This is a genomic window from Psychrobacillus psychrotolerans (genome assembly GCF_900115805.1).
Taxonomy (GTDB): Bacteria; Bacillota; Bacilli; order Bacillales_A; family Planococcaceae; genus Psychrobacillus; species Psychrobacillus psychrotolerans.
The window spans coordinates 40,110-64,212 of record NZ_FOXU01000009.1 but is presented as its reverse complement, the minus strand read 5'-3'; the positions used below and the strand labels follow the sequence as shown (position 1 = coordinate 64,212).

At 36.4% G+C, this 24,103-nt stretch carries 24 protein-coding genes; 10 read left to right on the top strand and 14 right to left on the bottom strand.

Annotation, left to right across the window (positions count from 1 at the left end):
* Window positions 1-5: 5 nt before the first annotated feature.
* The 5 genes from BM260_RS15515 to BM260_RS15495 form a co-directional block, all read right to left on the bottom strand.
* Entirely contained in the window at window positions 6-710 is a 705-nt protein-coding gene (locus tag BM260_RS15515) for an N-acetylmannosamine-6-phosphate 2-epimerase (RefSeq protein ID WP_093538264.1), read from the bottom strand.
* Window positions 711-728: 18 nt separating this feature from the next.
* Window positions 729-1,643, bottom strand: a complete 915-nt coding sequence (locus tag BM260_RS15510; RefSeq protein ID WP_407691722.1) for a dihydrodipicolinate synthase family protein — start codon at window positions 1,641-1,643, stop codon at window positions 729-731.
* 13 nt (window positions 1,644-1,656) lie between these two features.
* Window positions 1,657-2,538 carry a carbohydrate ABC transporter permease gene (locus BM260_RS15505; RefSeq protein ID WP_245762756.1) on the bottom strand — a complete coding sequence of 294 codons (882 nt, stop codon included), beginning with the start codon at window positions 2,536-2,538 and terminating at the stop codon, window positions 1,657-1,659.
* 14 nt (window positions 2,539-2,552) lie between these two features.
* Entirely contained in the window at window positions 2,553-3,449 is an 897-nt protein-coding gene (locus tag BM260_RS15500) for a carbohydrate ABC transporter permease (RefSeq protein WP_434092747.1), read from the bottom strand.
* Between the two features lie 277 nt (window positions 3,450-3,726).
* The gene (locus tag BM260_RS15495; RefSeq protein ID WP_093538263.1) at window positions 3,727-5,097 is read right to left on the bottom strand and encodes an ABC transporter substrate-binding protein; all 1,371 of its coding nucleotides are present in this window, start codon (window positions 5,095-5,097) and stop codon (window positions 3,727-3,729) included.
* Between the two features lie 278 nt (window positions 5,098-5,375).
* On the opposite strand from BM260_RS15495, the gene BM260_RS15490 reads away from it, so the two are divergent.
* The 4 genes from BM260_RS15490 (at window position 5,376) to BM260_RS15475 (ending at window position 9,536) form a co-directional block, all read left to right on the top strand.
* Entirely contained in the window at window positions 5,376-6,170 is a 795-nt protein-coding gene (locus tag BM260_RS15490; protein ID WP_175496320.1) for a response regulator transcription factor, read from the top strand.
* A 4-nt stretch (window positions 6,171-6,174) separates the two neighbouring features.
* On the top strand, window positions 6,175-7,983 hold the full coding sequence (locus BM260_RS15485) for a cache domain-containing sensor histidine kinase (RefSeq protein ID WP_093538261.1): 1,809 nt from the start codon (window positions 6,175-6,177) through the stop codon (window positions 7,981-7,983).
* A 232-nt stretch (window positions 7,984-8,215) separates the two neighbouring features.
* Complete coding sequence (locus tag BM260_RS15480) at window positions 8,216-8,653, top strand: GNAT family N-acetyltransferase (protein WP_093538260.1); 438 nt, start codon at window positions 8,216-8,218, stop codon at window positions 8,651-8,653.
* A 340-nt stretch (window positions 8,654-8,993) separates the two neighbouring features.
* On the top strand, window positions 8,994-9,536 hold the full coding sequence (locus tag BM260_RS15475) for an NADPH-dependent FMN reductase (protein ID WP_093538259.1): 543 nt from the start codon (window positions 8,994-8,996) through the stop codon (window positions 9,534-9,536).
* 173 nt (window positions 9,537-9,709) lie between these two features.
* Here the strand turns inward: BM260_RS15475 and gltS are convergent, their stop codons facing one another.
* Both gltS and hutG read right to left on the bottom strand, forming a co-directional pair.
* Window positions 9,710-10,894: a sodium/glutamate symporter gene (gltS, locus tag BM260_RS15470; RefSeq protein ID WP_093538258.1), complete on the bottom strand. Its 1,185-nt coding sequence runs from the start codon at window positions 10,892-10,894 to the stop codon at window positions 9,710-9,712.
* Between the two features lie 10 nt (window positions 10,895-10,904).
* Complete coding sequence (gene hutG / locus BM260_RS15465) at window positions 10,905-11,834, bottom strand: formimidoylglutamase (RefSeq protein WP_245762755.1); 930 nt, start codon at window positions 11,832-11,834, stop codon at window positions 10,905-10,907.
* Between the two features lie 118 nt (window positions 11,835-11,952).
* Between hutG and BM260_RS15460 the strand changes: the two genes are divergently transcribed.
* Window positions 11,953-12,831, top strand: coding sequence for a LysR family transcriptional regulator (locus BM260_RS15460; RefSeq protein WP_175496319.1), 879 nt, complete (start codon window positions 11,953-11,955; stop codon window positions 12,829-12,831).
* Between the two features lie 85 nt (window positions 12,832-12,916).
* On the opposite strand, the gene BM260_RS15455 is transcribed toward BM260_RS15460, so the two are convergent.
* A complete protein-coding gene (locus tag BM260_RS15455) occupies window positions 12,917-13,621 on the bottom strand; it encodes a DUF421 domain-containing protein (RefSeq protein ID WP_093538255.1) in 705 nt (234 codons plus the stop codon).
* Window positions 13,622-13,775: 154 nt separating this feature from the next.
* Between BM260_RS15455 and BM260_RS15450 the strand changes: the two genes are divergently transcribed.
* Entirely contained in the window at window positions 13,776-14,360 is a 585-nt protein-coding gene (locus tag BM260_RS15450; RefSeq protein ID WP_093538254.1) for a Crp/Fnr family transcriptional regulator, read from the top strand.
* A 7-nt stretch (window positions 14,361-14,367) separates the two neighbouring features.
* Here BM260_RS15450 and BM260_RS15445 read toward each other — a convergent pair whose 3' ends face one another.
* Window positions 14,368-15,012 (bottom strand): DUF4386 domain-containing protein, encoded by a 645-nt coding sequence (locus tag BM260_RS15445; protein ID WP_093538350.1) that lies wholly within the window; start codon window positions 15,010-15,012, stop codon window positions 14,368-14,370.
* 189 nt (window positions 15,013-15,201) lie between these two features.
* Between BM260_RS15445 and BM260_RS15440 the strand changes: the two genes are divergently transcribed.
* Window positions 15,202-15,597 (top strand): pyrimidine dimer DNA glycosylase/endonuclease V, encoded by a 396-nt coding sequence (locus BM260_RS15440; protein WP_093538253.1) that lies wholly within the window; start codon window positions 15,202-15,204, stop codon window positions 15,595-15,597.
* A gap of 261 nt (window positions 15,598-15,858) precedes the next feature.
* On the opposite strand, the gene splB is transcribed toward BM260_RS15440, so the two are convergent.
* Complete coding sequence (splB, locus tag BM260_RS15435; protein ID WP_093538252.1) at window positions 15,859-16,887, bottom strand: spore photoproduct lyase; 1,029 nt, start codon at window positions 16,885-16,887, stop codon at window positions 15,859-15,861.
* 305 nt (window positions 16,888-17,192) lie between these two features.
* Here splB and BM260_RS18695 point away from each other — a divergent pair, with 305 nt between their 5' ends.
* Complete coding sequence (locus BM260_RS18695; protein ID WP_245762754.1) at window positions 17,193-17,300, top strand: putative holin-like toxin; 108 nt, start codon at window positions 17,193-17,195, stop codon at window positions 17,298-17,300.
* 860 nt (window positions 17,301-18,160) lie between these two features.
* Here the strand turns inward: BM260_RS18695 and BM260_RS15430 are convergent.
* The 3 genes from BM260_RS15430 to BM260_RS15420 all read right to left on the bottom strand — a co-directional run bounded on the left by BM260_RS15430 (window position 18,161) and on the right by BM260_RS15420 (window position 20,895).
* Entirely contained in the window at window positions 18,161-18,892 is a 732-nt protein-coding gene (locus BM260_RS15430) for an MBL fold metallo-hydrolase (protein ID WP_093538251.1), read from the bottom strand.
* Between the two features lie 105 nt (window positions 18,893-18,997).
* Entirely contained in the window at window positions 18,998-19,651 is a 654-nt protein-coding gene (locus tag BM260_RS15425; protein ID WP_407691720.1) for an ankyrin repeat domain-containing protein, read from the bottom strand.
* An 86-nt stretch (window positions 19,652-19,737) separates the two neighbouring features.
* Entirely contained in the window at window positions 19,738-20,895 is a 1,158-nt protein-coding gene (locus BM260_RS15420; protein WP_093538249.1) for a TerD family protein, read from the bottom strand.
* Window positions 20,896-21,172: 277 nt separating this feature from the next.
* On the opposite strand from BM260_RS15420, the gene BM260_RS15415 reads away from it, so the two are divergent.
* Both BM260_RS15415 and BM260_RS15410 read left to right on the top strand, forming a co-directional pair.
* On the top strand, window positions 21,173-21,628 hold the full coding sequence (locus BM260_RS15415) for a staygreen family protein (protein ID WP_093538248.1): 456 nt from the start codon (window positions 21,173-21,175) through the stop codon (window positions 21,626-21,628).
* A gap of 366 nt (window positions 21,629-21,994) precedes the next feature.
* Entirely contained in the window at window positions 21,995-22,528 is a 534-nt protein-coding gene (locus tag BM260_RS15410; RefSeq protein WP_093538247.1) for a dihydrofolate reductase family protein, read from the top strand.
* A 56-nt stretch (window positions 22,529-22,584) separates the two neighbouring features.
* On the opposite strand, the gene BM260_RS15405 is transcribed toward BM260_RS15410, so the two are convergent.
* Window positions 22,585-24,000, bottom strand: a complete 1,416-nt coding sequence (locus tag BM260_RS15405; RefSeq protein ID WP_093538246.1) for a tetratricopeptide repeat-containing diguanylate cyclase — start codon at window positions 23,998-24,000, stop codon at window positions 22,585-22,587.
* Window positions 24,001-24,103 lie beyond the last annotated feature (103 nt).

The following is a 24,103-nucleotide window of genomic DNA, read 5'->3' as shown; positions in this document are numbered from 1 at the left end:
CGACTTCATCCTTCTAGATCGAACTTTACGGCTTTTACAAATCTTTTCGTAATATCCATCGGTCTCGTAATTGCAGTTCCCACTACCGCTGAATAAGCACCTAATTCGAATACTCTCTTTAGTTCCTCAGGTGTCCAAATTCCACCCTCTGCAATGATTGGAATTGGAAAATCTCTAACTAGGCTTGCAATCAGCTCCCCATCTGGTAATTTAGTACCTTGAGTATATGTTGTATAACCACTAAGTGTAGTACCTAAGCAATCAAAACCTAATTCATATGCTTGTTTTGCTTCATCATAAGTGGAACAATCAGCCATAAACAATTGGTTACTATATTGTTCCCGAATAGCTGGAAAAACTTCGCTAATTACTTTACCATCAGGTCTAATCCTATTAGTTGCATCAATCGCAATAATTTCGACGCCTTCCTGGTAGAGTAAATCTATTTCTTTACGTGTAGGTGTGATGAAAACATTCGATTCATCATAGACCTGTTTAATAATGCCAATGATCGGCAGGTTAACTGCTTTTTTAATCTCTCTAATATCATCAATGCTATTCGCTCTAATCCCCTTTGCGCCACCCAACATCGCAGCATAAGCCATTCTTGCCATAATGTAAGGGCTATGCAATGGTTCTTCAGGCAAAGCCTGGCAAGAAACGATGAGTTCACGCTCGATGGATTTTAATATTTCCTCTTTACGTTTCATCTATATTCATCTCCATACTTAAGCCATTTGATATTTTTCGATTGCCTCATCGATCATCCTTTTAATACCTTCTGCTTTTCCTAAATCTTCTCCATGTAGTGCCTCTAATGGACCCCGGACACTTCCAATATTTATGCCTCTTATTTTTAAAATCTCTTTTATAACGGAATACATCGAACCATTCAATGAACAAAGTGCAATAATAATATCGTTAATATCATGTTGGATTTCTCTAGCATTTGAGAAGTTACCTGTTGCAATAAATTCCTCTGCCTTTAAGAATAACTCTGGCATTACTCCGTACGTTCCTCCAATTCCTCCATCTGCCCCTATTAATCTACCAGACACATATTGTTCATCTGGTCCATTAAAAACGATAAATTCCTCATGGGCAGCTGCTTTAAATCGCTCAATATCCATCACTGGCATAGAAGAATTCTTAACTCCGATTAGCTTGTCATTTTTTAATAGCCTTTTCAGTAACGAAACAGAAAGGTTATAGCCCGTCGTTTGAGGAATGTTGTAAATGATAAATGGCAATTCCGTTGAATTCATAATTTCCAACCAGTATTTTTCAATCGCACTTTCAGGTAGTTGAAAATAGATCGGGGGAATAGCAGATAACGCGTCATAGCCTAATTCCTCCGCATACTTGGCTAATTCCACACTTTCCTTAGTAGATGGTGCTCCGACATGTGCGATGAGCGTCAATTTCCCTTGCAGGCTTTCCGCAACATACTTGAGTGTTGCCTTTCTTTCGGCAAGAGATTGATATATACACTCGCCCGAACTTCCCCCCACATAGAGACCCTTGATCCCTTTTCCATATAAATACTGACTTAATTTTATTATTCTCTCTTGTGATATTTCCCCTGCATCATCATAGCAAGCATAAAAAGCAGGTATGATTCCCTTAAATTTGTTTAGCAATATAATCCCCACCTTTTTACTTGATAGAACCCATTGTAATTCCTTGTGTGAATGATTTTTGGAAAAGCATGAAGATGATGATCATAGGAACAGAAGCTAATGCAGCACCGGCCATCATTACACCGTAATCTGTTTTGTATTCACCCTGCATGGTTGCAATACCTAATGGCAGAGTCATCATATCCGTGGAACGTGTAATAACAAGTTGGCTAAAATAATCATTCCAACTTAACATGAAGGTGAAAATGGCCAAAGCACCGATTGCTGGTTTAAGCATTGGCAACACGATATGGAAAAATGAACGAATCTCACCACAGCCATCTATTTTTGCAGCTTCTAGGAGTTCATTTGGTATTGTTTGTGAGAACTGCTTCATCAAGAAAACTCCAAATGGCCAGCCAATTGCGGGAATGATCAGTCCCTTATATGTATCTACCCAGCCCAAATCTGCCAGCATCGTAAACAGCGGAACTAAAATAACCTGTTTAGGTAGTGCCATTGCAGCGATAAGTGCGATAAAGATAAGCTTACGACCAGGAAATACCTTTTTTGCTAGTACAAAACCTGCTGTTGCACTTACAAAACATACGGCAATCATCTCTGCACTTGCTATGAAGAAACTATTAAATGTCCAACGCCAAACTGGATTGTTAAATAATATTACCCAGTTATCCAGTATAGGATTTAACGGAAACCATTCTGGTGGAATTGTGATTGCTACAACTTGAGATTTAAACGCGCCAGTAACAATCCAGTAAAGTGGGAACAAAAAGAATAATCCAGAGAGGACTAATATAATTGTGGATATTATTTTAAATGCGCTTAAGTCGCGAAACCATTTTGGACGTCCACGCCCATCATTTTCTTTCTTCATTTTTACCGGAGATATTGCTTTCAAGATGTTTCCTCCTTTTAATACTCCACGTCATTCCCTAAGTATTTAAATTGAATGATTGAAATTATGCCAATGATAATGGCTAGAATTACCCCCATAGCTGAGGCTATACCAAAGTTACCTAAAAGAAATGCTTGTTGGTAAACACCATACATGACCGTCGAGGTACTATGAATTGGTCCGCCGGAAGTAAGTAATTGTATAAGTGCAAAACACTGAAACGAGTTTATCGTAGTAATGACAATTACATACAAGCTTGTTGGCATTAGTAATGGCCAAATAATTTTGCGGAAAATTTGTCCTGGGCTTGCACGGTCAATTTGAGCAGCTTCTATATAACTGGCAGGAATATTACCTAAAGAAGCAACATATAAAATGATCGGCTGACCGACAGATGTTGTGATTAATATGACTGTTATGGCCATTAATGCTGTTTTTGGATCTCCAAGCCAGGATATTGGCTCCATTCCGAAAAAATTAGTTATATAGTTTAGCAGTCCAAAGTTTGGATGATAGATCCATCCCCATACGACGGTCACACTTACAACAGAAGTAACCGCTGGCAGATAGAAGATGCCTCTACAAAATGACCGGATAAACTCACTTTTCTTGTAAATCGCCATTGCGACGAAAATAGAGAAGCCAATAACTATAGGGACTGCAACAGCTACTAATACAATCGTATTGATGAGTGACTTATGGAAAGTTTCATCATGATACAAGGTTACATAGTTTTCCCATCCAATGAATTCAAAGCTTGTAATGCTATAGTCGAAGAAACTCATATATATCCCTCTTAACATAGGATATACAACGAAAATGAGGAAAAATGTTAACGCTGGTAACAAGAACAAATAACTCATCAACCAATCGTGCAATTTGTGTTTGTTTGGCTTACGAATAGTTGCTAACAATTTACTACCACCTCAATCTAATTCTTTTTTTAGATAAGTATATAAATATGGAGGATGAACACTGAGTTCATGGAATTTTAAAAAATGAATAATACTACTGATTTCAAAGGCTAAGAGCGCCACCTCGTGTGGCAACGCCTTTGTGACCACATCCTGTTAGCCTCCGCGGGCGATGGCAAGCATCCTTTTGACTAATTTTTCTTTTTAGAAAGGAGCAAGACATCAATGATGCTGCTCCTTTTCCATCTATTCATACTGCTGTGTAATATCGGTAATACTATTTTGCAGATTTTGCTTTTTCAATCGTTGCATTCGCTTTTTCCGCAAACTCATCTAATGCTTCTTTCGGTGTTTTCGTTTCAAGAATTGCTTCTTGCAGCGCAGGGAACCAGAAAGTACGGATTTCAGCATAACCATCTGCAGTAGTTGGAGGATCTGTTATAAATTTACGTGCTAACTCTGAGTAGTCATATTCAGACCCTTCGTATATCCCCGTTACGGAGTTACGAGCTGACAATCCTCCAGTTTGAATAAGGTTCTTTTCGCCCCATTCTGGATCATTCACGATAAAGTCGATTAATTTCTTAGAAGCCTCTACCTTTTTGTCATCTTCATTGTTGAATACAGCTAACCCTCCAAGAAACGGCTCAAGCTTTGGATCTGAACCATCTGGAGTTGGATAAGGTAATAATACATCTTCAAAGTCTTCTGTTTTATTTGGAGCAAATAGTGATTTTAGTACAGCAGAATAGTTAATAGCAAATGCCATTTTCCCTTGCAGGAACAAATCATTATGATCTCCTGCTTCAAGTGAAGCTGCACCCGGTGCTACTAATCCATCTCTAGAAGCTTGCACAACCCACTCAAGTCCTTTTACACCAGCAGCTGAATTAATCGCTACTTCGCTATAATCCTCATTTAAAAATCTACTTCCACCTAAGTTCGTAATGTAACCTCGTGTTCCTTGATCACCTGCAACACTCTTTGCATAAAACCCAGAAGGAATAATATCTGGCGCTTTTTCTTTCACTGCATTTAGAGCTTTTTCATATTCTTCGACAGTCCACGTACGATCTGGTCGATCTAAAGGCAATAAATCAAGTTCTCCAATTTCCTCAAACAATGTTTTATTTACTGCCATCATGAATGGTCCTGTATTGAATGGGTACATGAATACTTCCTCCCCAACCATCGATAGCTTTAACAAAGCTGGAGAAATATCACTCATTACCTCTTCTGGCATCATGTCATTTAACGGTGCAAGTAAATCTTTTTTACCCCAGTCAATAATTCTTCCAGGAGCATCGTAAATTACGTCTGGCGCTGTATTTGTAGCAATAGCCACGTTAAGCTTTTCCGGACCACCTTCAAAAGTTAGCATTTCTAAATTCACTTTAATATCCGGATTTTTCTCCTGGAAAGCTGCTATAATTCCTTCTTCATACTTCCCTACTTCTCCATCTAAAGCCTGAAAGTTAGGAAAATTCCACCATGTTATTTCTACTGATTTTGCATCACTAGAAGCTGGAACTTTTGTAGAATCATCTTTTTCTTTTTCACCGGCATCCTCACTACAAGCTGCCAAGAACATTGATACAACAAATGCAATTGCGATAAACAAAATGAACCTTCTCTTTGAACCTTGCATAGTATCCCCCCTATTATGAATCTGGAAATATCGGTAAGCGCTTTCATTACCTGTTTTTATCATAGGGTTATAGAGCTCTATCTACAATCCCTCTTATTTTACATTCATACTCCCATTCTGACCTATACACTCTAAACATATAAAATTATCTGAATGCTCATATAATTACCTATTGGGAAATTCTACTTTATCATGTACACTAGGAAAAAATGGCATAGAAAAATGTCTAAACGTCTTCTATAACAACAACTACTATTAAATCATTTTGGGGGAATATGATGTACAAATTAATGATAGTTGAAGATGAACCTGTCATACGTTCTGGCTTAAAGCAATATTTTGATTGGAAGGAATTAGGGGTTGAAACCATTGTGGAAGCAGAGAATGGCAAAGATGGAGTAGATACAGCTTTAATCGAATTACCTCACCTAATCATTACAGATATTCGAATGCCCGTAATGGATGGACTTGAAATGATAGGTCATCTACGACCAAAGTTACCTGACGCTATCTTCATTATTTTAACTGGGCATAGCGAATTTGAATATGCACAAAAAGCTATTCACTACGGCGGGGTACACGATTATTTACTCAAACCATTACAGTATGACAAGAGTTTTTCAGTTATTGTGGAATGCATAGAAAAAATCCGTAAGAAGCAATTAGAATACCTAGAAACTATAGAGAGCACGCAAAATATACTGGATTCCTCTCTCATTTTGAATAGAATGGAAACGCTTTCTCAAGAGGATCTTCAACTGTTCAAAAAAATTGAATCCTATATAAAAAAGCATATTAACCAAGAGTTAACACTCAATATGGTTGCGGATCATTTCTTTTATAATCCATCGTATTTAAGTCGGTTATTTAAAACAAAACTCAATATGAACTATATGACCTTTGTAAGCGAAATCAGAATTCGCTATGCGCTAGAATGTCTAAAAGAATCCAAATACTCCATCAATGACGTGTCACTTATGTGTGGCTATAAAAGCTATAAACACTTCGTAAAATTATTTAAAAGTATTTCGCAAATGACACCTACGGAATACCGAAAACAATTAAGGATATAATGTGATGAAACAACTAAAACGACTCTTTCAAATATGTCAGTTTAAACATGTTAACTATCAAATTTTCAGTCTAATGATTATAACAATTACCATACCGTTGCTAATTTTATCCGTTATTATATATATCTTCTCTATACAATCAGCAAAAAGTGAATATCAAAATAGTTCGAACCTGATTCTCAATAATTTATCATTTAATTTCGATCAATATTTGCGGAGTGTGGAAATTGGAGCTTTAACAGCTCATATGGATAGTAATCTTCAAAATGCATTAGAAAACTGGGGGAAAACGGACTCCGACAAGGACTATGTTCAAAGTCTAGAATACGAAAATGCCATTGAACATTTCATCAGCAGTATTGAAATGACCATTGATAATGTAGACAGTGTACAAATCTTTTTAGATAATCGTGTATTTTACTCGAGCTTTAAAAGAGCTGTTTACGATGTTAGTAACCTTTCAAGCGAGGAATGGTATAAACAAACGGTGGCCCAAAAAGGAAAAAGAGTATTATTTGGAACCCACCAACCCTTTCATCGCCCTAACTCTAGTGAATCTGTTATTTCTATCGCAAGGGTCATTAACAAAAGTGGTACTAGGAATCCTTTAGGTGTTCTACTAATCGATATCCGTTTAGATTCACTCCGCAATATCTTAAACCTATCAGAGAATAGCAATCGAAACTTCGTTATTATGGATGACGTTGGCAAGATTATTTATGCTTCTGATTTAAATCAGGTTAACTCTAACAAAAAATTTAAAACACCTGTTCAGCAAGCAATATCAGATAATCAAACAGATAACGGAAGCTTCTATGCCGAAGTAAATGAAGTTAACTCTTTCTTTAACTATGTTACTTCTCCATACTCCGGATGGACAGTTATACAATATATTGAGGAACAAGAAATGACGAAGCATGCAGATATCCTTCGTCAGGTTATTTTATGGTTAGCACTCTTCTCCATAGCTATGGCTATGTTGTTTATGGTGATCTTATATTCACGTGTGACGAAACCTATTATCTTTTTAAGTAAGCAAGTAAAAAAAATTGGAAGTGGACAATTCAATGTTAACTTAACTAGTGAACGTCAAGATGAATTCGGGGTTTTATATCAAGGGATTAGTAAAATGACTACTAACCTAAAGAATTATATTGAACGAGCTTCTTATCTCAAAGCCCAACAACAACTAGCACATTATCGTGCTCTTAAAAGTCAGGTCAATCCACACTTTTTAGCAAACGCCCTCGAATCAATTCAAATGAAGGCGGTCATCAACAAACAACGAGATATTGCAGAAATGATTGGACTCCTGGGACAGTTATTCCGCATCACTATACAAAGTGGAAAAGAAACTATCACATTGGAAGAAGAACTCACACATATTCGCTTATATATACAAGTGCAGCAAATGCGATTTGGGGACAAAATACAGTATATCGAAAACTTAGCACCACATAGTAACTCCATACACATCGTACATTTTTCGCTACAGCCCCTAGTGGAGAATGCAATTATTCATGGTTTAGAACCGATGCTTGGACAAGGCACGCTAGAACTTTCTTCTACCTTTTCAGGCAAAGACCTACTTATTAAGATTCAAGATAACGGAGTGGGTATTAATCCAGAACAAGTTCAGCAATTGCGAGATTACCTAGAAGAATCATCTAACACGTTAACCGAAGAACATATCGGACTTAAAAATGTACACGAACAAATCCGATATTATTTCGGCAACAAATATGGAATCACTATTGATAGTGTTTTAGGAGAAGGCACCACTTTAACAGTTCGAATTCCAGCATTTTCATAATAAGAAAACTCAGGACATTTCGGAAGAGCTTGGACAAATGTTTTCTATATTATTAACGAGTAAATTAATAGTGGTATTGGTTGGACATAATACACAGCCAGTATCACTTTTTTTCGTTATTCCTGTGGTTTAAATTGAACTAAAGCGACAGGTTAGTTGAATTAGTAGAAATAGATATCTGGAATATTATGTTAGAATATATCAAAGAACTTTGAAAGGAATGACTCTTTTAATGGATATAAGAAGACCTAGTGATTGCGAACTTAAAGAGGTTCTTTTACTTTCTCCACAAGCCGTATTTGACGGCACATTGGGTGAAGTAAAACCTACAATTGAAAAAGTAAAAAGTCTTATGGAACCACTATTAGAAAAGGGGGGCTATTATTTAATAGCAACAGAGAACGGTAAAATAATTGGATGGATTCTTTTAGGGGCAAGTAAAGACCAATTTACTGATAAGATGAATGGATTTATTTATGAGTTATTTGTTAAAGAAGAATTTAGAGGGAATGGAGTTTCCAAACTGTTAATGAGAACAGCCATTGACCAGCTAAGATTAAATGGATACTCTGAAGTTCGTCTTAGTGCATTTGCAGGAAATCAAGCTATTAAACTTTATGAAAGCATGGGATTTAAGTTAAGAACAGTTTCTATGAGTTTACCATTATAAGCTTGGAAATTTTGACTAACGAGAGCTTTAGTAAAATACATTAAAATAAATGAGTAATGGTGAATATATCCCAGCTCATTTTTGTACATTTTAAATAAACCACTAGCTTTAAGGATCAACAGTATATTTGTCGCGAAGACGTATTGTATATAGCAGCGAGCCAAATTCTTTGACTTACTTTTAGTAACCTCCTATACTAACAAAGGACTAAAGTTGAAAAAATGACACAATATAAAGAGTCTGCTACTTATATTGTGTAACTTTTAACAACTAGCAGTCACACACACTTATAATGGAAATCACAAATTTCCACTAACTAGAACTTTGGAGGGAACACATCATGAAATTAGTAGCAATTGTAGGAAGTATCCGAGAAGATTCATTCAATTTGAAACTAGCAAAACATCTACAAACACGCTATGCGGAGAAGTTTGAGCTAGAGATCTTAGATTTAAAACCGATTCCAATGTATAACCAAGATATCGAGTTAGATGCACCACAGGAAGTATTAGACTTTAAAGCAAAAGTAAAAGCAGCCGACGCTGTTCTTTGGATAACACCCGAATATAACTCTACGATTCCAGGTGTTTTAGGAAACGCTATTGACTGGATGAGTCGTGTAGATAAAGTGATGACTGGAAAACCATCTATGATTATGGGTGCTTCTATGGGTGCTATGGGTACGGTAAAAGCACAAATGCATTTACGTGATATTCTATTCGCAAGTGGTTTAAATTCACCTTTACTACCGATGAACGAAGTATACGTTGGAGCAGCGCATACTAAATTCAATGACAATGGTGAATTAACAGACCAAGCAACAGTTGAGTTTATTGATACAGTAATCGCCAACTTCCAAGAATGGATGAAAAATTACTTATAATACTGAAAAACACCTCTTCATCGAAGAGGTGTTTTCTATTTTCCTGCCTTTGATTGGTTCCCTTTGTAGCAACAAACATGAAAGTTCAAACATTCACGTTTGTTCAAACTAACGCGAATGTTTCTTACACAGGGACGAAATTCAAGGGTTTGCGCTTTTCTATGCCCAGTATTCTATTTAAAGAGATTGATGGTTGTTATAATAATTGGCATACCGAAAACATCTATTAAGAATGCTCCTACAATCGGTACGATTAGGAATGCTTTCCGTGATGGACCAAATTTCGAAACTACTGCAGACATATTAGCCATTGCGTTAGGCGTTGCACCTAGACCATGTCCAAGGAAACCCGATACCATAATTGCTGCATCGTAGTTTTTTCCAAGCAAACGGAAAAGGACGAACACAGCGAATAGTACGATGAATATTACTTGTACTAAAACGATGATAAATAACGGTAACGCTAAGTCTGCAATTTCCCATAGCTTTATGCTCATCAATGCCATTGATAGGAAAATACCAAGGGAAATATCACCGATTAAATTTATTTCTCTCATATTGATTAGTTCAGGCTTGATGCGATCCACCACATTACGAACGATTACTGCTATGAACATAGCACCTACATAACCAGGTAAAACAAATCCTGTTATAGTAGAGAACCATTCGCCTACATATGTACCAACAGCCATACAGAAAGTGATTAAGAAAACTTGCATCATGAATGATTTGTCTGTAATCGGATGTTGTGATTTTTCAACGTATGCTTCTGTTTCTTCAGAAGATGGCTTTAAGTCAAATTTGCGGATTAAGTAGCCGATAACAGGACCACCAACCAGTCCACCAGCTACTAGTCCACATGTAGCTGCAGCCATCCCTATTGATACTGCGGATGGTACTCCTAACCCTTCAATTGTTTCGCCAAAAGCCGCAGCCGCACCATGTCCCCCTTCCATAGATACAGCCCCTGCCATAACGCCGATCAATGGATGAAGATCCATTAATTTAGCTAAAGAAACACCAATCACATTTTGCATTAAGGCTAAGAATCCACAAGCTAACCAATAGATTACTAATAATTTCCCACCTAATTTAACAAGTTTGAAACTCGCACCAAGTCCGATAGTTGTAAAGAAGGTAATCATGAAAATAGATTGTAGTGATGTATCTAACGTAATCTCGATTAGGTCTAAACCCTTCAAGATAGTTGCTAGAATTGCGAATAGTAAGCCTCCTACAACGGGTGCTGGAATACAAAAACGATTTAAAAAGCCTACCCTTTTAACTAAAAAAGTGCCTACTAAAAATAATGTTACTGCGAGACATAATGTTGTAATTTGATTTATAGCCATATACATTCCCCTTTGTTTATTCGAAGCTATTCATAATTACTTCATTTATAAAGTAAGCCCCCAATTTTGCTGTTTGATTGTTTATATCAAGCGAAGGATTCACTTCACAAATACTAAAACTTACCGTGTTTTTATGTGAAACCATCTGACGCAAAATGTCTCGAACCTTTATAGCGGTTAATCCAAATGGAGATGGTGCACTGACACCTGGAGCTTCAGCAGCATTTAAAACATCCATACAAAGAGTAACGAGTAATACATCATGGGCGTCCATAAAATCTGTTAAATCTTTGTTAAACTGAGGTGATTCCAATTGTTCATCTAAAAAATATTGAACATTATAATGAGCTGCTGTATTGAATAATGCCGTAGTGTTCCCATATTGTTGGATGCCACATACGAAATAATGTGCATTTGGATCCTCGTCTAAAATTTGCTTAAACATTGTGCCAGAAGAGGTTTGGTCATCATAAGCACGCATATCAAAGTGAGCATCAATATTAAGCAAGCCTATGGATGCTTCTGCCCCCACTGCTTTACGCACCCCTAAATATTGTCCATATAACGTTTCGTGCCCACCTCCAAGTACAATTGCCTTCCCATTTGTTAGGATGTCAGAAACTTTATCTCCCAATTCCAGTTGCGCCTGCTCTAGTTCATGCCCCTCACAAACGATATCCCCAAAATCCATTAAAGAATTTGTCTGAACATGATTGCGCCATGGTAACGATGCCAACTGTTTACGCAGAGCAAGAGGAGCATCTTTTGCACCAACACGTCCATTATTACGCCGGACACCTTCATCACAAGAAAAACCTACTAAGCCAATTTTTCCATGCTCAGTTGTTGGTTCGACTTGAACAATTTGGTGATAACGAAAGTAGGCCGAATCCACCTCATGATCGATGCGCCCTTGCCAAATACTCACATCCGTTTTTCTATACAATAGGCTCGTCTCCTTATAAACTGAAAAATTCATATTTTCATTATATTTATATGTATTTATAATAACAAATACTATTTTTTTATATTATAATAGTTTAAAACTATAAATGAGGTGCGAAATGGATTTACGGAGGATGTATTACTTCAATGCCACTGTAAAATATCAAAGCTTTTCAAGAGCCGCAAAATCTCTACATATATCCCAGCCTTCATTAAGCAATGCAATAAAGACCTTAGAATTAGAAATAAATGCACCGCTTATAGAGCGCACAACCAAACAATTTCAACTAACAGAATTAGGTCAGCAATTCTATGAACGTTCAAAAAGTTTACTTGCTCAATTTGAAGTAATGGATACTGAGTTAAAGGAGTTAGCAAAAGGCGAGCAATTAGAAATTAGATTAGGCATGATTGAGTCAGCAAATCACTGGTTTTCACAAGTAATAATTGCCTATCAAAAACAATATCCACAAAACCAAATTACGTTAATCGATACCTTGTACAATCAAACGGTTCGTCAAGCGTTATTAGGTTTAAATGTACATGGTGTTATTACAAACCAGCATATTGTCGATCAGGAAATAAAAAGCGAATTATTGTATACCGAACCGTACGTCGTGCTAACTAAAAAAGATCATCCTTTAGCTACAAAAGAGAAAATAACGCTAGTAGACTTTGCGGAAGAATCCCTCATAATAGGGATGCCTGAATTTCAAACGAGTGCACAAATATTAAAAGCATTTGAACAAGAAAATATCACACCACATATTCAATATAAAATAGAAAGATTTGAGATGATTAAAGTTTTGGTAGAAGAAGGTCTCGGAATCGCTCTACTGCCCCAACAATATGTTAACCACCATTTATCCGAGAGCTTAATATCACGCCAAGTACACAGTGATTTCCTAAGTCGAAGTGTATACTTAAGTACTATGAAAGACCGTACATTTCCGGAGAGTATACGAAAGCTATTTGAACTCATAAAGTCAATGCACTAAATAGATTGCCGATTGCAGCATAAACAAACGCCCCGGAGAAGTCTTTGGGCGTTTTTTTATAAAATGAAACTAAGAATCCCTTCAATTACTTATACAGAAAAACCTTCAAATTTTCTTTCTTATCAATTGTAGCGAGCAGAACATTTTTTATTTCGGTCTGGTATTGCGTTTTTAAGTTTGAAGCTACCCATTGTTCGTCCCTATTGATTTGCATTAACTCCTTTAATTCCAATTTTCCATCCTTAATGATTAACTTTGGTAGATCAAAGGGCTCTGTTACTAACTGATAATTTGCAGGTGTAAGTGGATTATACTTTGGATCTAAGAATACGGAAATTTTCCCATCCGCCTCCCAAATAGCTAATGCCACTTTCTTTACATCTTCTACTTTTTCTTCTCTAAGCTCCTCCAATAACACATCAATAGAAATTCTTGCTTTTTTTAATCCCTGATAAATGATTTCTCCATCTTTTACAAGATTAATGGGTGGAGGTGTCACTAGTCTTCTAAACCACGGCCATTTAAGGATCAGATAAATACCACAAAGATATAGGGAAACCAATACAATTGTTGTAATAACAGAACCTTTAAGTCCAAGGTTCTCATCAGATAATGGGTGTGCAATAATATTTCCGATGACCAAAGCCATAACAAAATCTAAAAGTCTTAATTGGGAGATGGCACGTTGACCCATCACTTTAGCTACAATAACTAAAAAGATAAATGCAACAATGGCGCGCAATACCCACTCAATCGAAGTAAGTGTTTCCTGACTCTGAAAAAAATCCATAGGACACATCCTTTCTTACAAGAGCTACTAATACTTAGTTTGCACGGATGTTATTCTATTAGTCATGATGACAGGATAAATTTATAGGAACATAATCCTTCAAAATGATTTGTAGTATTATAGGATAAAAGCGTTTGGATAAAAGGAGAGCAAAATGAAAAGTATATTGTTTAAGTACATGTCTAAATTCACTTCTCTTACTGAAGAACAGCAACAGACCATCGCTAATGAAATAAAGATCGACGAACTTAAAAAAGGAACAATCCTTTTTAGACAAGGAGATGTTCCTACTAAATGTTATTTTGTATTAAGTGGGTGTATAAGGCAGTATTCTGTAGATGAAAATGGAAAAGAAGTTACGTCCAATTTCTACACAGAAGAACAGGCGATTGCAGTTTTCAATAATCATAAACTAGACAAATCATCCGATTACACTTTCCTATGTTTAGAGGATTCAATCCTCGTCGTTGGGGATTTAGCTATCGAACAAAACATGTATACCAAATATACACAGTTGGAAGTAATGACACGAAAGATGATTGAGGAAAACTTCGCAAATGTACAAGATGAATTTGCTACATTTATTGCCTCTACTCCTGAAGAACGTTTTAAAAAATTACTAATAAAAAGACCTCAACTAATTGATCGTGTACCGCAACATCAACTGGCAAGCTATCTCGGAATAACTCCAGAGTCATTAAGTAGAATAAAAAAACGCTTGGAAATAGATAGTAAGTAAGAGGAAATCAAAACTTTTTAATAACTTTTCCACCTTTAAATAGTAGCCACAATCCAAAACCTAATTCCCCTGCTATCATAGGCATATTAAAAATAAATTCTATTGTAGTAATGATATTTTGATCGATAAGTAAAGTTTTGCATACATGAATACCAAGGTATCCTACTGCTGCTATTACCAGTAAAATAGAAATAATTTTAGGGATACTATTTGTCTGGAAAGTAATCCATCCCACTATGAATAGATGCAAACCAAAAACAATTAATCCAACAGCCCAAATCATTTCAAATGCTTTCAAATAGAAAGTAATATTTTCTTGAAGTTGATCGGTTACGGGTACATTATTGGAGAGCAGTAATACAAAGAGCAGGTTTAATATTCCTATTCCTAATATAACTGCATACGTGAGACGTAACCAGGAAGCCAGTAATGCTAACTCCTGATTAATCGGCTTGAGGAAGATATAAAATGACCAAGTGACTATTACGTCTAAGATTAAGATAATAATCCACCCCACTATTTCCACTTTAAATAGCGTTATGGATGAAACGATATTATGATAGGTTGTGCTCACATCGCCAGGCACGACAAGACTATTGTGGACATAACCGTAAGAAAAGCCTGCCACAATGGCCATAATGATAAGTGCCATGCCCGAAATAATAGCAGCTGTTCTCAAATTTACGTTCCTTTGTGTACTAATAATAAAGACCCCCTATTACTATTTTGACTTAATTGTAATAGGAAAGTTAAAGTGATTCATTGACTTAAATCAAGATTGTCTGTTATTAAGAACAAAAAGGCGAAATTATTATAACTGATTGAACTGGAGATGATTTATTTGCGTTTATGGCACCAGAGTTTACTAAGCGTTTTGCCGAAGTCCCAGCTGCTGGCACAGTGGCGCGAGTTAAATAGTATTTATGCAAAGGAAGATCGGCATATTTTGATAAATTATATTTATGACTATCCGAAAGATGATTTATTTTCTTTTACTGAACTAGTCCTACAGGAAATGCGTGCCCGAGAAATTAACATTCGCACTGTTGATAAAATGGAACGATACTTCGCAGATGGCCCTTTTGAAAAAGTGACGAATCCATTCGTTCGTCATCATAACAAGGAGTATTTAGAAATATGTTATTTCAACCTTAAAGAAAAATTTATTCGTGGACAGAAGGATTTTGATGAGGAGCGGTATGAAGCTTTGAGGGAGATCTATGAAGCGTTGGAGTGAGGTATTCGTTGTGCGTTTATTGTTATGATGCTTCGAATCGCAAGGTGGATATCGAGAATCACAAGATACTTCCGGAAAATCGCAAGTCGGAATGTGTATTTGGATGAATCGCAAATGAACTCCTTCAAATCGCAAGTTCGACTCTGAGAATCACAAGATACTTCCGGGGTATCGCAAGTTCATCTACACTAATCGCAAGACCACCCAATTAAAAAGCGTAAAGCCCCTTCACTCCTGGAACTTTACGCTTTTTTTAGTATCTCAAGTAAAATATTCTAACTTCGCATTCGGAAAGTATTTATCCATATAGCCGTAAAGATGAGATTTTATATCCTCCTCTTCGTCCTTTTGATAAATGTATTTCCCAATTCCATACTTGCCCCATTTGTAGCGTCTTTCTTCTTCATTTAACTCGAGCTTTGACTTTGGATAATTCTTTTCAATTACTTTTTTTGCGGGCTTTGTGAACCGATGTTGGATGAATTCAAAGGTAATATCATCTCTTGCATCTTTTGGCAATTCCTCGTCTAGTCGTTCGAACATGTGAAGGTAGCCTTCCTCCCAACCATCATGAAGGTAAATGGGAGCAACGATAAAACCAAGCGGGTATCCTGCTCTTGCTACTTTCCCTGCAGCCTCGATTCTTTTATCCAAAGGAGAAGTGCCGGGCTCGAAATTTTTAATGACATAGTCGGCATTTATACTAAATCGGAATCGCGTATTCCCATTGTGTTTAGCATCTAATAAATGGTCGACAAAATGGAATTTCGTTACAAAACGAAGCCTACCTAGTTCTGTTTGACCAATATGTTCAATGGCCCTTTTTAATGAATGTGTCAAATGGTCAATCCCCACAATATCGGAAGTACATGCTGCTTCGAATCGAGTAATCTCAGGTGCACGTTCTTCAATATAACGATCTGCCGCTTCGAAAATCTCCTCCACGTTCACGTAAGTTCGAATATATGGTTTACTGCCCATCGTCGTTTGTAAATAACAATAATGACAATGTCCCATACATCCTGTCGCAAGTGGGATTGCATATTCAGCAGAAGGCTTAGATGTATCAAATTTTAACGTTTTCCGAATACCTACAACTAGGGTAGATTTTGCAATGCGATATTTTTGAGCGTCTGTTTCACCTGGTAAATCTCGAATTTGATTGTGTGAAGTAGTAAAGCGGATTTCGATACCCATTTTCTCGAACTTTTCCTTTAGTTCTTTTCCAAGCGGATAATCCAATGCGTTAGGCTCAAAATAAACAAGCTGTGGTACGAAGGGTTTATTCATGCTGCGAACTACCTAATCCATTATTTTTGTCCATTCCATCACCTTTCTCTTTTTCATAGCTTGTCTTAAAAGTGAGGAATTATGAAAGTGGACTTAATTTTCGGTGAGTGTTCAAGACTAAGCATGAGATTCTAAACAAAGAAAATCCAGAAAAGAAACAGTACAAAACCGTTTCTTTTCTGGAATAGTTAAAACCTATCTTCTCTTTTAAAATAGAATATTCATTCTGTTTCAATGGTATAATAAAGGCACAATTGCATAGCAGAGTGGGCGGTTGGTCACTTCCTTTCAAGGAGGTGATGCCAGTGACCACATACGAAGCAATCAGTTTGTTAATACAGCTAAGTGCTGTAATTTTAGCAGCTTTTTCTATCGTTGTGACATTGATTATTTTCTTTGCTAAAAAGAAATAACCGTCCCTCAGCAAAGGTATGACGGTTATTTTCTGACCCAGGACCAACCGCTCTTTCTGCGGTTAGCAGTTGTAGGACTGGATATTAGCGTATCCAGTCTTTCTTATTTTATGATTCTAAGTTCATTATATACAGAAACTTTTTTGTATTCAACAAATACGCAAGTTATTGCCTGTCCCTCCTTTGTCACTACACAGAGACAGCAACGGGGATCAGATTGCCTTAACTATCACTAGGATAATGAGACAGATGACAACATCTGCTAGAATAATACAAACTGCGATATGATAATTAATAAGAAAGTTGGTGAAACTATGAATGTGTTCCTAATACTCATGCTGCTCATCTCGTTGACTATAATTATAGCGATAACCATCTACGGATTAAGAGCAAAGACTAGCGAGAACATGATGCTATCCCAATCCCTACTCGCATTCTTTTTATTCAACTTTATATTAATAGTTATACCGCTCTTCTCCAAACTTTTTCCAGAACCAGAAATAGAGAATACTAGTGTTCTATTCACGCTTTTGTTTCCAGGGGGATTTTTCCATTATGCGGGCTTACTTTTCATCGTACTTTTTCCCACGGTTTTGGGTATCTGCCTTTCTATGACGATACTAGGCATTAAAGGAATAACACGGTGGAAGACCAATAAGGATAAACTCTTGCTCGCAGTATCCCTTCTATCCGTCACAAGTATCTTAACCTTTTCAATTACGATCATCTTATATCCTCTACTAACTGTTTATATCGTGTGCCTTAAAATGGTGAGGACACAAAATAAAAAAAGCAATCCTATTTAGGCTAAAAAAACTGGTAGAACGAATACTTTTCAAAGAGCATTCATTCTACCAATTCTATAAATTTATTAAAATTCCTGACTCTGCTAACTCAATATTTGGATTGCCTTGTTTTTTCGCACTAACTACTAAGTCGTTCAAATCACCGTAGTGTGGAAGATGTGTTAATAACACTCTTTTTGCTTTTGATTGATACGCTAGTATACCGGCATCCTTGGAAGTCATATGTCCTGAACCTTCCCCGTCCATTCCTTCATACAAACTACATTCCGTAATTAGAAGATCGCTATTAGAAGCAAAATCTATTAAATCTGGCGTAAAGCTAGTATCAGATGTGAACACAATACTTTTGCTGTCGCATACAATTTTTATGCTATACGTTTCTACTGGATGAATATTTCGCTTAAATGTACAGGTGAATGGTCCGATTTCTAATTGACTCTTTTCGTTAAATGAAGTGAAACGAGAATAAGCAACAGCTTCCACTTGCTTTTGCATCCCATCGTCTGCCGGTCCATAAACACATAATTCTTCCGAAGCTCTACCTAACTGTGTATTTACCAGCCTAGAGAATAAATACGATCCAATATCACTGAAATGATCATAATGGTAGTGAGTTAAAATAACATGATTTATATCATTTAAATCTATATAATTTTGTAACTCTGATAAGACACCACTTCCACAGTCTAGTAGTAATGAAATTCCTTCGTGCTGGATTAAATATCCTGAGCAAGGGCCATTCTTTTTAGGGAACCCTCCCCACATACCAACTACTCTGCATTCCATAGGTTTTAGCCTCTTTCTATGAATCTTTCTGATTCCATGATATTATCATGCCCTATTAGGGAGTACCAAATTATATATAATACTCTTTAAAATATTCCTAGCTTATTAGTTTGCCCCTGCTTCCAACAAAATCTCTTCAATCTCTTTATATCCCTTTTCCCTAGCATGTTCCAACGGAGTTACCCCATCTTTATCTGCAAGATTTACATCAGCTCCGTGCTCGATTAATAAACGAATCGTTTGCTGTTGTTTTTCAGATCCATCATTTAAAATGATAGCCTCGAGCAAAGCAGTCCACCCTAGATTATTCACATGATTCACGTCAGTCTTTGTATTTGTCAGAAGCTCTTTCACTACCTCTACATACCCATGTTCTGAGGCAGGTATGAGTGCAACTCCGCCATATCGATTAGTGATCGTTGGATCCGCTCCAGCTGCAATCATTAGCTTTAAGATTTCCATATATCCTTCTGCTCCTGCATAAAGAAAAGGGTTATTAAGCATATTATCCTGAATATCTACATCTGCACCTTCAGCGATTAATACCTTGACCATTGCCACGTCATTTGCGTAAGTAGCAATCATGATTGCTGTTCTCCCCTGTATATCCTGTGCATTGATATCTACTCCTTTATCAAGCAAATCTCTAACTCTATCAATCTCTTTGCCTTCTACTACTTTGAATAATTGCTCGTTCATCGTCTCATCCTCTCCTATATTCATCGCCATACAGCCTTGGAGGAATAAAGTTATCCCCATTAATATGAACAGTCTCTGCATATCCTACCCACAACTTTCCACCATCATCCTAACTTCCGCACACAAATGGATACAGCATATAAAAATTATTTAAACTCAACTACTCCACGATCCATTTCAAACAAGCCATCCGCATATAGCTCTGGAGAATGTTCAGAACCAGATTTTGAATACCTCTCTACGTGACTGACATTAATATTATCGGCATCTGTAAAGTCAATATGGGCAATCGCTACCCAGTAAGCTAAACGATTTTTCTCATATAACGGGCTAGTTATCCGTTGACCCAATTGGTTATCAACGACAGCTTGCGCCTTCATACTTTTGAAACTACCAATGCCATTGCTAACTGCACTATATGCCGCAAACAATACATACTTCAATTTAGAGGGATCGTGTATGACAATAGTTTCTTTCCCTGCTCCCCTACTATCACCATCTAGCGTAATAAAAGGCTCTTGGTTCGCATTCCCCATTGAACGGTAATACACTTTTCCTGTATCTCCATTTTTCAATACATAAAAACAATATAAATCTAAATCCTTTTTACGATTCGCCCACTCCAAAGTTGCTACAATTTTATTGGACTTAGCTATCGATATGGATTCCTTTTTCTTCAGATTAATATTCATTTTCTCCAAGTTTGGCTTTTCTTTTTTAGGTGCTTCTATAGGAGGTGGAGTAGGATCACTCTGTATACTACTCTCGCTATTTTCAATCTCTAAACCATAATTTAAGCATAATGCCTCCAGCCCTCCATTAAATCCACTACCAATCACACTAAATTTCCAATACCCCTTATATCTATATAACTCACCTACCACTATGGCCGTCTCCTGCTGCAAGTCGTCACCAAACGAATAAGTATATAAAGTATTGCCTGTAGCAGCATCTCTTAAAAGAAGCTCTAGCTTTTCTACTTCTTGAAAACGTAAATTTTGCGCGTCTCCTTCATGAATAGTCAAGGCAATAGCTATTTTTTCAATTGTTTCAGGAACAGTATTCAACTGAATAGTAATCGAGCCATCTAATATTGTTCCTTTCGCATAGCTAACTGATTTATCGGGACTATGTGGTTGACCGTAAAAGATAAAATGTTCATCCTTTTCGCAGCGATCACCAGCTTGCAATAAAAAGGAAGAAATATCTAGCTCCATATCTTTTTTCGGTGTGGACCATCGTACAAAACATTCTAGTTGTGTTGTATTTTCTAATGTAACCTTCTGCCCACGTTGTATTTGCATGAAAACACCCCTTTAGATTATTACTTATCATTATACAAAATACGCTATGTTTTTTCTTTGTTTTCAGATTTTTACACACGTATTTAAAAAAAAATGAGAAAGCAGAGAAGGATACCCCATATTCCAACAATAATTGCATCATACAATAAAAAACTCATTAGCCTTCCTTGTTTAGTGCGATGAAAATTCCTATATGATTCTGAACATCCATGACTTGTTTCCGATCTCAAACAAAAAAGTAGCATATACATATAAATAAACGATTGGGGTTAATGGCATGAGTAAGTTCAATTCAGAAAAACTTTCTGTTGAATACAGGGATTGTGTCACCGCTACGGAGCCGATTATTTCTAGAAAATACACACTAACTCATTCTGATTTCACTGGAGAACTATTCTTAACAATTGGAACCCAGTTTGCGTGGGATAAAGTCAATCCTAAAATGAGAGATGAAGTATTAGGTGAATGGGTAACACATGAAAATTGTTTATATTTCAATGTATTTCTATATATCGATCAAGGAGAGTACGACTTAACCACAGCAACAAAACGAGAGGAAGTTTTCCGACGCGAACTACCACTTGCTTTAACAGCTATTCGATATGGTGACAGGTTTTTATTCCACCTATACCCAGATCTAAATAATCCCTTAATCATTGTGAACTTTATATCCACTTATCCTCCACTTGCTAAACAAGAGATTTGGCAGACTTTCAACAGTTTCACCACTTAATTTCATATAAAATTGGAAAAGGTTGAAACATTCACCTTCCTATTTTTCTTCTTAATATTTCTTTTCCCTAAAAAAATTCACTTCTAACATTTTTCTTTTAAAACTTAATGATTCGATTATTTCTTCCATAAAAAATCACCCTTTTATGGGATGAAAAATTTGAAGCGACAAGTTTAAAAGGATTATTTCCAGAAAGTATTGTATGATGGGACTAAAATATGCTCCCTGTGTAACACACAACTTCAACACTACTTGGAATTGTTTCTGAGTTGTATCTTACACAGGGTAAGAGCCATGACCAGAATTTTCTTATCTTCGACCTGTTTGATCCTGGTCTCTCTAGAGATCTAACTAAAGGAGTTTATTATGATTAAAAAAAGAAAAATTGTATTGTTCATTGCCACAAGCTTAGACGGGTATATTGCAACAGAGGATGACTCTTTAGAGTGGTTATTTAATGTGGAAGGTGAAGGTGATAATGGATATTCTGAATTCTATGACACGGTAGATACTGTAATAATGGGTAGACGCACATACGACTGGCTTCTCGAACAAGAATCAGAAAGCTTCCCTTATGAAGGTAAGGAATGCTATGTTTTCTCTAGAACCGTTAGTAAGGATAATGAGAACGTCAAATTCTTTAGTGAAAATGTAGTCGACTTTACGAATCAATTAAAAAATAAAGAAGGAAAAAATATTTGGGTAATGGGCGGAGGAGATTTAATCCACTCATTCATTAACGATAAATTAGTGGATGAAATGATTATTACAGTGTCCCCAGTGCTAATCGGAAAAGGAATTCCCTTGTTTAAAGAAGTGGATTTTGAGACGGAGCTTACTCTAAAGAGTATTAATCGTTTTAACCAATTTGCTGAGCTTCATTATGAAGTGAAGAAATAACAAAGGGGACAAGACAGTGAAGTTCATTCACCTATCTTGTCCCTTTGTTTAATTGGTCAAACCTTTATGTTACCTGCGTATACCTGATTCTTGCCATTTTGTTTTGCATTATAAAGACGCATGTCAGCCATATGAAAAAGCTCATCAAAGGAATTAAGTGAATCATCTTCTGTAGAAGAAACACCAAAGCTAGCTGCTATTGTTATAGACTGCTCATTTACAACTATTCTCATGCCTGACATAACTTCTTTCAATACATTCGCAAGCTTCACTGTTTCATCTAATGAGCTTCTTCCAAGTACCACAAATTCATCCCCTCCATAACGTCCAATGACGAAATCAGGGCTTAATGCGCTTTTGCACACCTTTCCTACTTCACGAATAACTTTGTCACCCATTAAGTGTCCATGTACATCGTTAACCGCCTTGAATCCATCCAAATCGAAGGCAATACAGCTAATTGGCGTTTTCATTTCTTTCACATCCCTGAGCCAAGTTGTTGCCAGTTCACTCAAATAACCTCTATTACACAAACCAGTTAGATAATCTAATTCTGCTTTTTTCTGTATTTTGGATAATTGGTGTTTTACATTTAATTTAATAGCCTTATAAGCAATTTCTCGCTCATTAATAATATTTAGAAGGTTTATGTATTCTTTTTGGACTTGATAAGATAAATGAAAGTCTTCCATTAATTCGCTCGTTTTTAAACGTTTTTCTTGAATGGTCTTTAACAAATAGACATCCTGATAAGTATTTACAATTTCCTTTGCAGTAGAATATGCTTGAAAAGCCTCTTTATATGCTTTTTTCTTTCTTAGCCATTCTCCTTTTAATAATTGGAACTGTGCACGCTCTCTTACAAATGAATCGAACACATTTTTCTGTTCCATTTCAACCATTATTAGGTTCGCATCTTCCAAAAGGTTTAAGTTAATGTAGGCATGAGCTATATTAAACATTACCCTTACTTCTAGTACAGGGGTGTTTGGCTCATGTAGCTTTGCAGCAGCTAACCCTTTTTTTGCCACGTCTAATGCTTCTTCATACTCCTCTAGTTTGATGCACACATGACTATAATTACTATAGGCATTGCTCAAAATATTATACTTCTTTAATTGCTCTGCTAGATGCATACTTTTTTGCAGAGTTTCTTTCGCAAGGACATACTGTTTGTTAAATTCATATAACAAGAACAAGATATTATATAATTGCAGATAGTCCGCATCGTCACCATGTACTTGTGTAATTTCCTCGTACTGCTCCATACTTGCAAAAGCTTCCTCAATATCTCCAATGGAATAATAAGAAGCAGCCTGATTGATATGAGCAATAAGCATTGATTTGTAATCATTATATAAGGTCCCAATCTCCAACAGCTCGTTTGCTTTTTCAATTGTTTCTTGGTATTTCCCTTCAGCTCGTAACTGGGTAACTTCTGTCTGCAAACTACTTAACAATTCTTTCCCCATTATCTTGCTCCATTCTCATCGGACTTCTATCAGAAAAATTTAAGGTTCTATTATTAACAAGTTCAATAAACAAGACTAAACAAGTATGTAAAAAATAAGAAAA

What these genes read in the sequence shown, in the direction of transcription:
- BM260_RS15415 (WP_093538248.1), top strand. Translation starts at nt 21,173, where the DNA reads ATGAGTAAGTTCAATTCAGAAAAACTTTCTGTTGAATACAGGGATTGT.
- BM260_RS15480 (WP_093538260.1), top strand. Translation starts at nt 8,216, where the DNA reads ATGGATATAAGAAGACCTAGTGATTGCGAACTTAAAGAGGTTCTTTTA.
- BM260_RS15490 (WP_175496320.1), top strand. Translation starts at nt 5,376, where the DNA reads ATGTACAAATTAATGATAGTTGAAGATGAACCTGTCATACGTTCTGGC.
- BM260_RS15430 (WP_093538251.1), bottom strand. Translation starts at nt 18,892, where the DNA reads ATGGAATGCAGAGTAGTTGGTATGTGGGGAGGGTTCCCTAAAAAGAAT.
- BM260_RS15445 (WP_093538350.1), bottom strand. Translation starts at nt 15,012, where the DNA reads ATGGCACTTATCATTATGGCCATTGTGGCAGGCTTTTCTTACGGTTAT.
- BM260_RS15495 (WP_093538263.1), bottom strand. Translation starts at nt 5,097, where the DNA reads ATGCAAGGTTCAAAGAGAAGGTTCATTTTGTTTATCGCAATTGCATTT.
- gltS (WP_093538258.1), bottom strand. Translation starts at nt 10,894, where the DNA reads ATGTATATGGCTATAAATCAAATTACAACATTATGTCTCGCAGTAACA.
- BM260_RS15425 (WP_407691720.1), bottom strand. Translation starts at nt 19,651, where the DNA reads ATGGGGATAACTTTATTCCTCCAAGGCTGTATGGCGATGAATATAGGA.
- BM260_RS15455 (WP_093538255.1), bottom strand. Translation starts at nt 13,621, where the DNA reads ATGGATTTTTTTCAGAGTCAGGAAACACTTACTTCGATTGAGTGGGTA.
- BM260_RS15410 (WP_093538247.1), top strand. Translation starts at nt 21,995, where the DNA reads ATGATTAAAAAAAGAAAAATTGTATTGTTCATTGCCACAAGCTTAGAC.
- BM260_RS15405 (WP_093538246.1), bottom strand. Translation starts at nt 24,000, where the DNA reads ATGGGGAAAGAATTGTTAAGTAGTTTGCAGACAGAAGTTACCCAGTTA.
- splB (WP_093538252.1), bottom strand. Translation starts at nt 16,887, where the DNA reads ATGAATAAACCCTTCGTACCACAGCTTGTTTATTTTGAGCCTAACGCA.
- BM260_RS15515 (WP_093538264.1), bottom strand. Translation starts at nt 710, where the DNA reads ATGAAACGTAAAGAGGAAATATTAAAATCCATCGAGCGTGAACTCATC.
- BM260_RS15450 (WP_093538254.1), top strand. Translation starts at nt 13,776, where the DNA reads ATGAAAAGTATATTGTTTAAGTACATGTCTAAATTCACTTCTCTTACT.
- BM260_RS15460 (WP_175496319.1), top strand. Translation starts at nt 11,953, where the DNA reads ATGGATTTACGGAGGATGTATTACTTCAATGCCACTGTAAAATATCAA.
- BM260_RS15420 (WP_093538249.1), bottom strand. Translation starts at nt 20,895, where the DNA reads ATGCAAATACAACGTGGGCAGAAGGTTACATTAGAAAATACAACACAA.
- BM260_RS15485 (WP_093538261.1), top strand. Translation starts at nt 6,175, where the DNA reads ATGAAACAACTAAAACGACTCTTTCAAATATGTCAGTTTAAACATGTT.
- BM260_RS15475 (WP_093538259.1), top strand. Translation starts at nt 8,994, where the DNA reads ATGAAATTAGTAGCAATTGTAGGAAGTATCCGAGAAGATTCATTCAAT.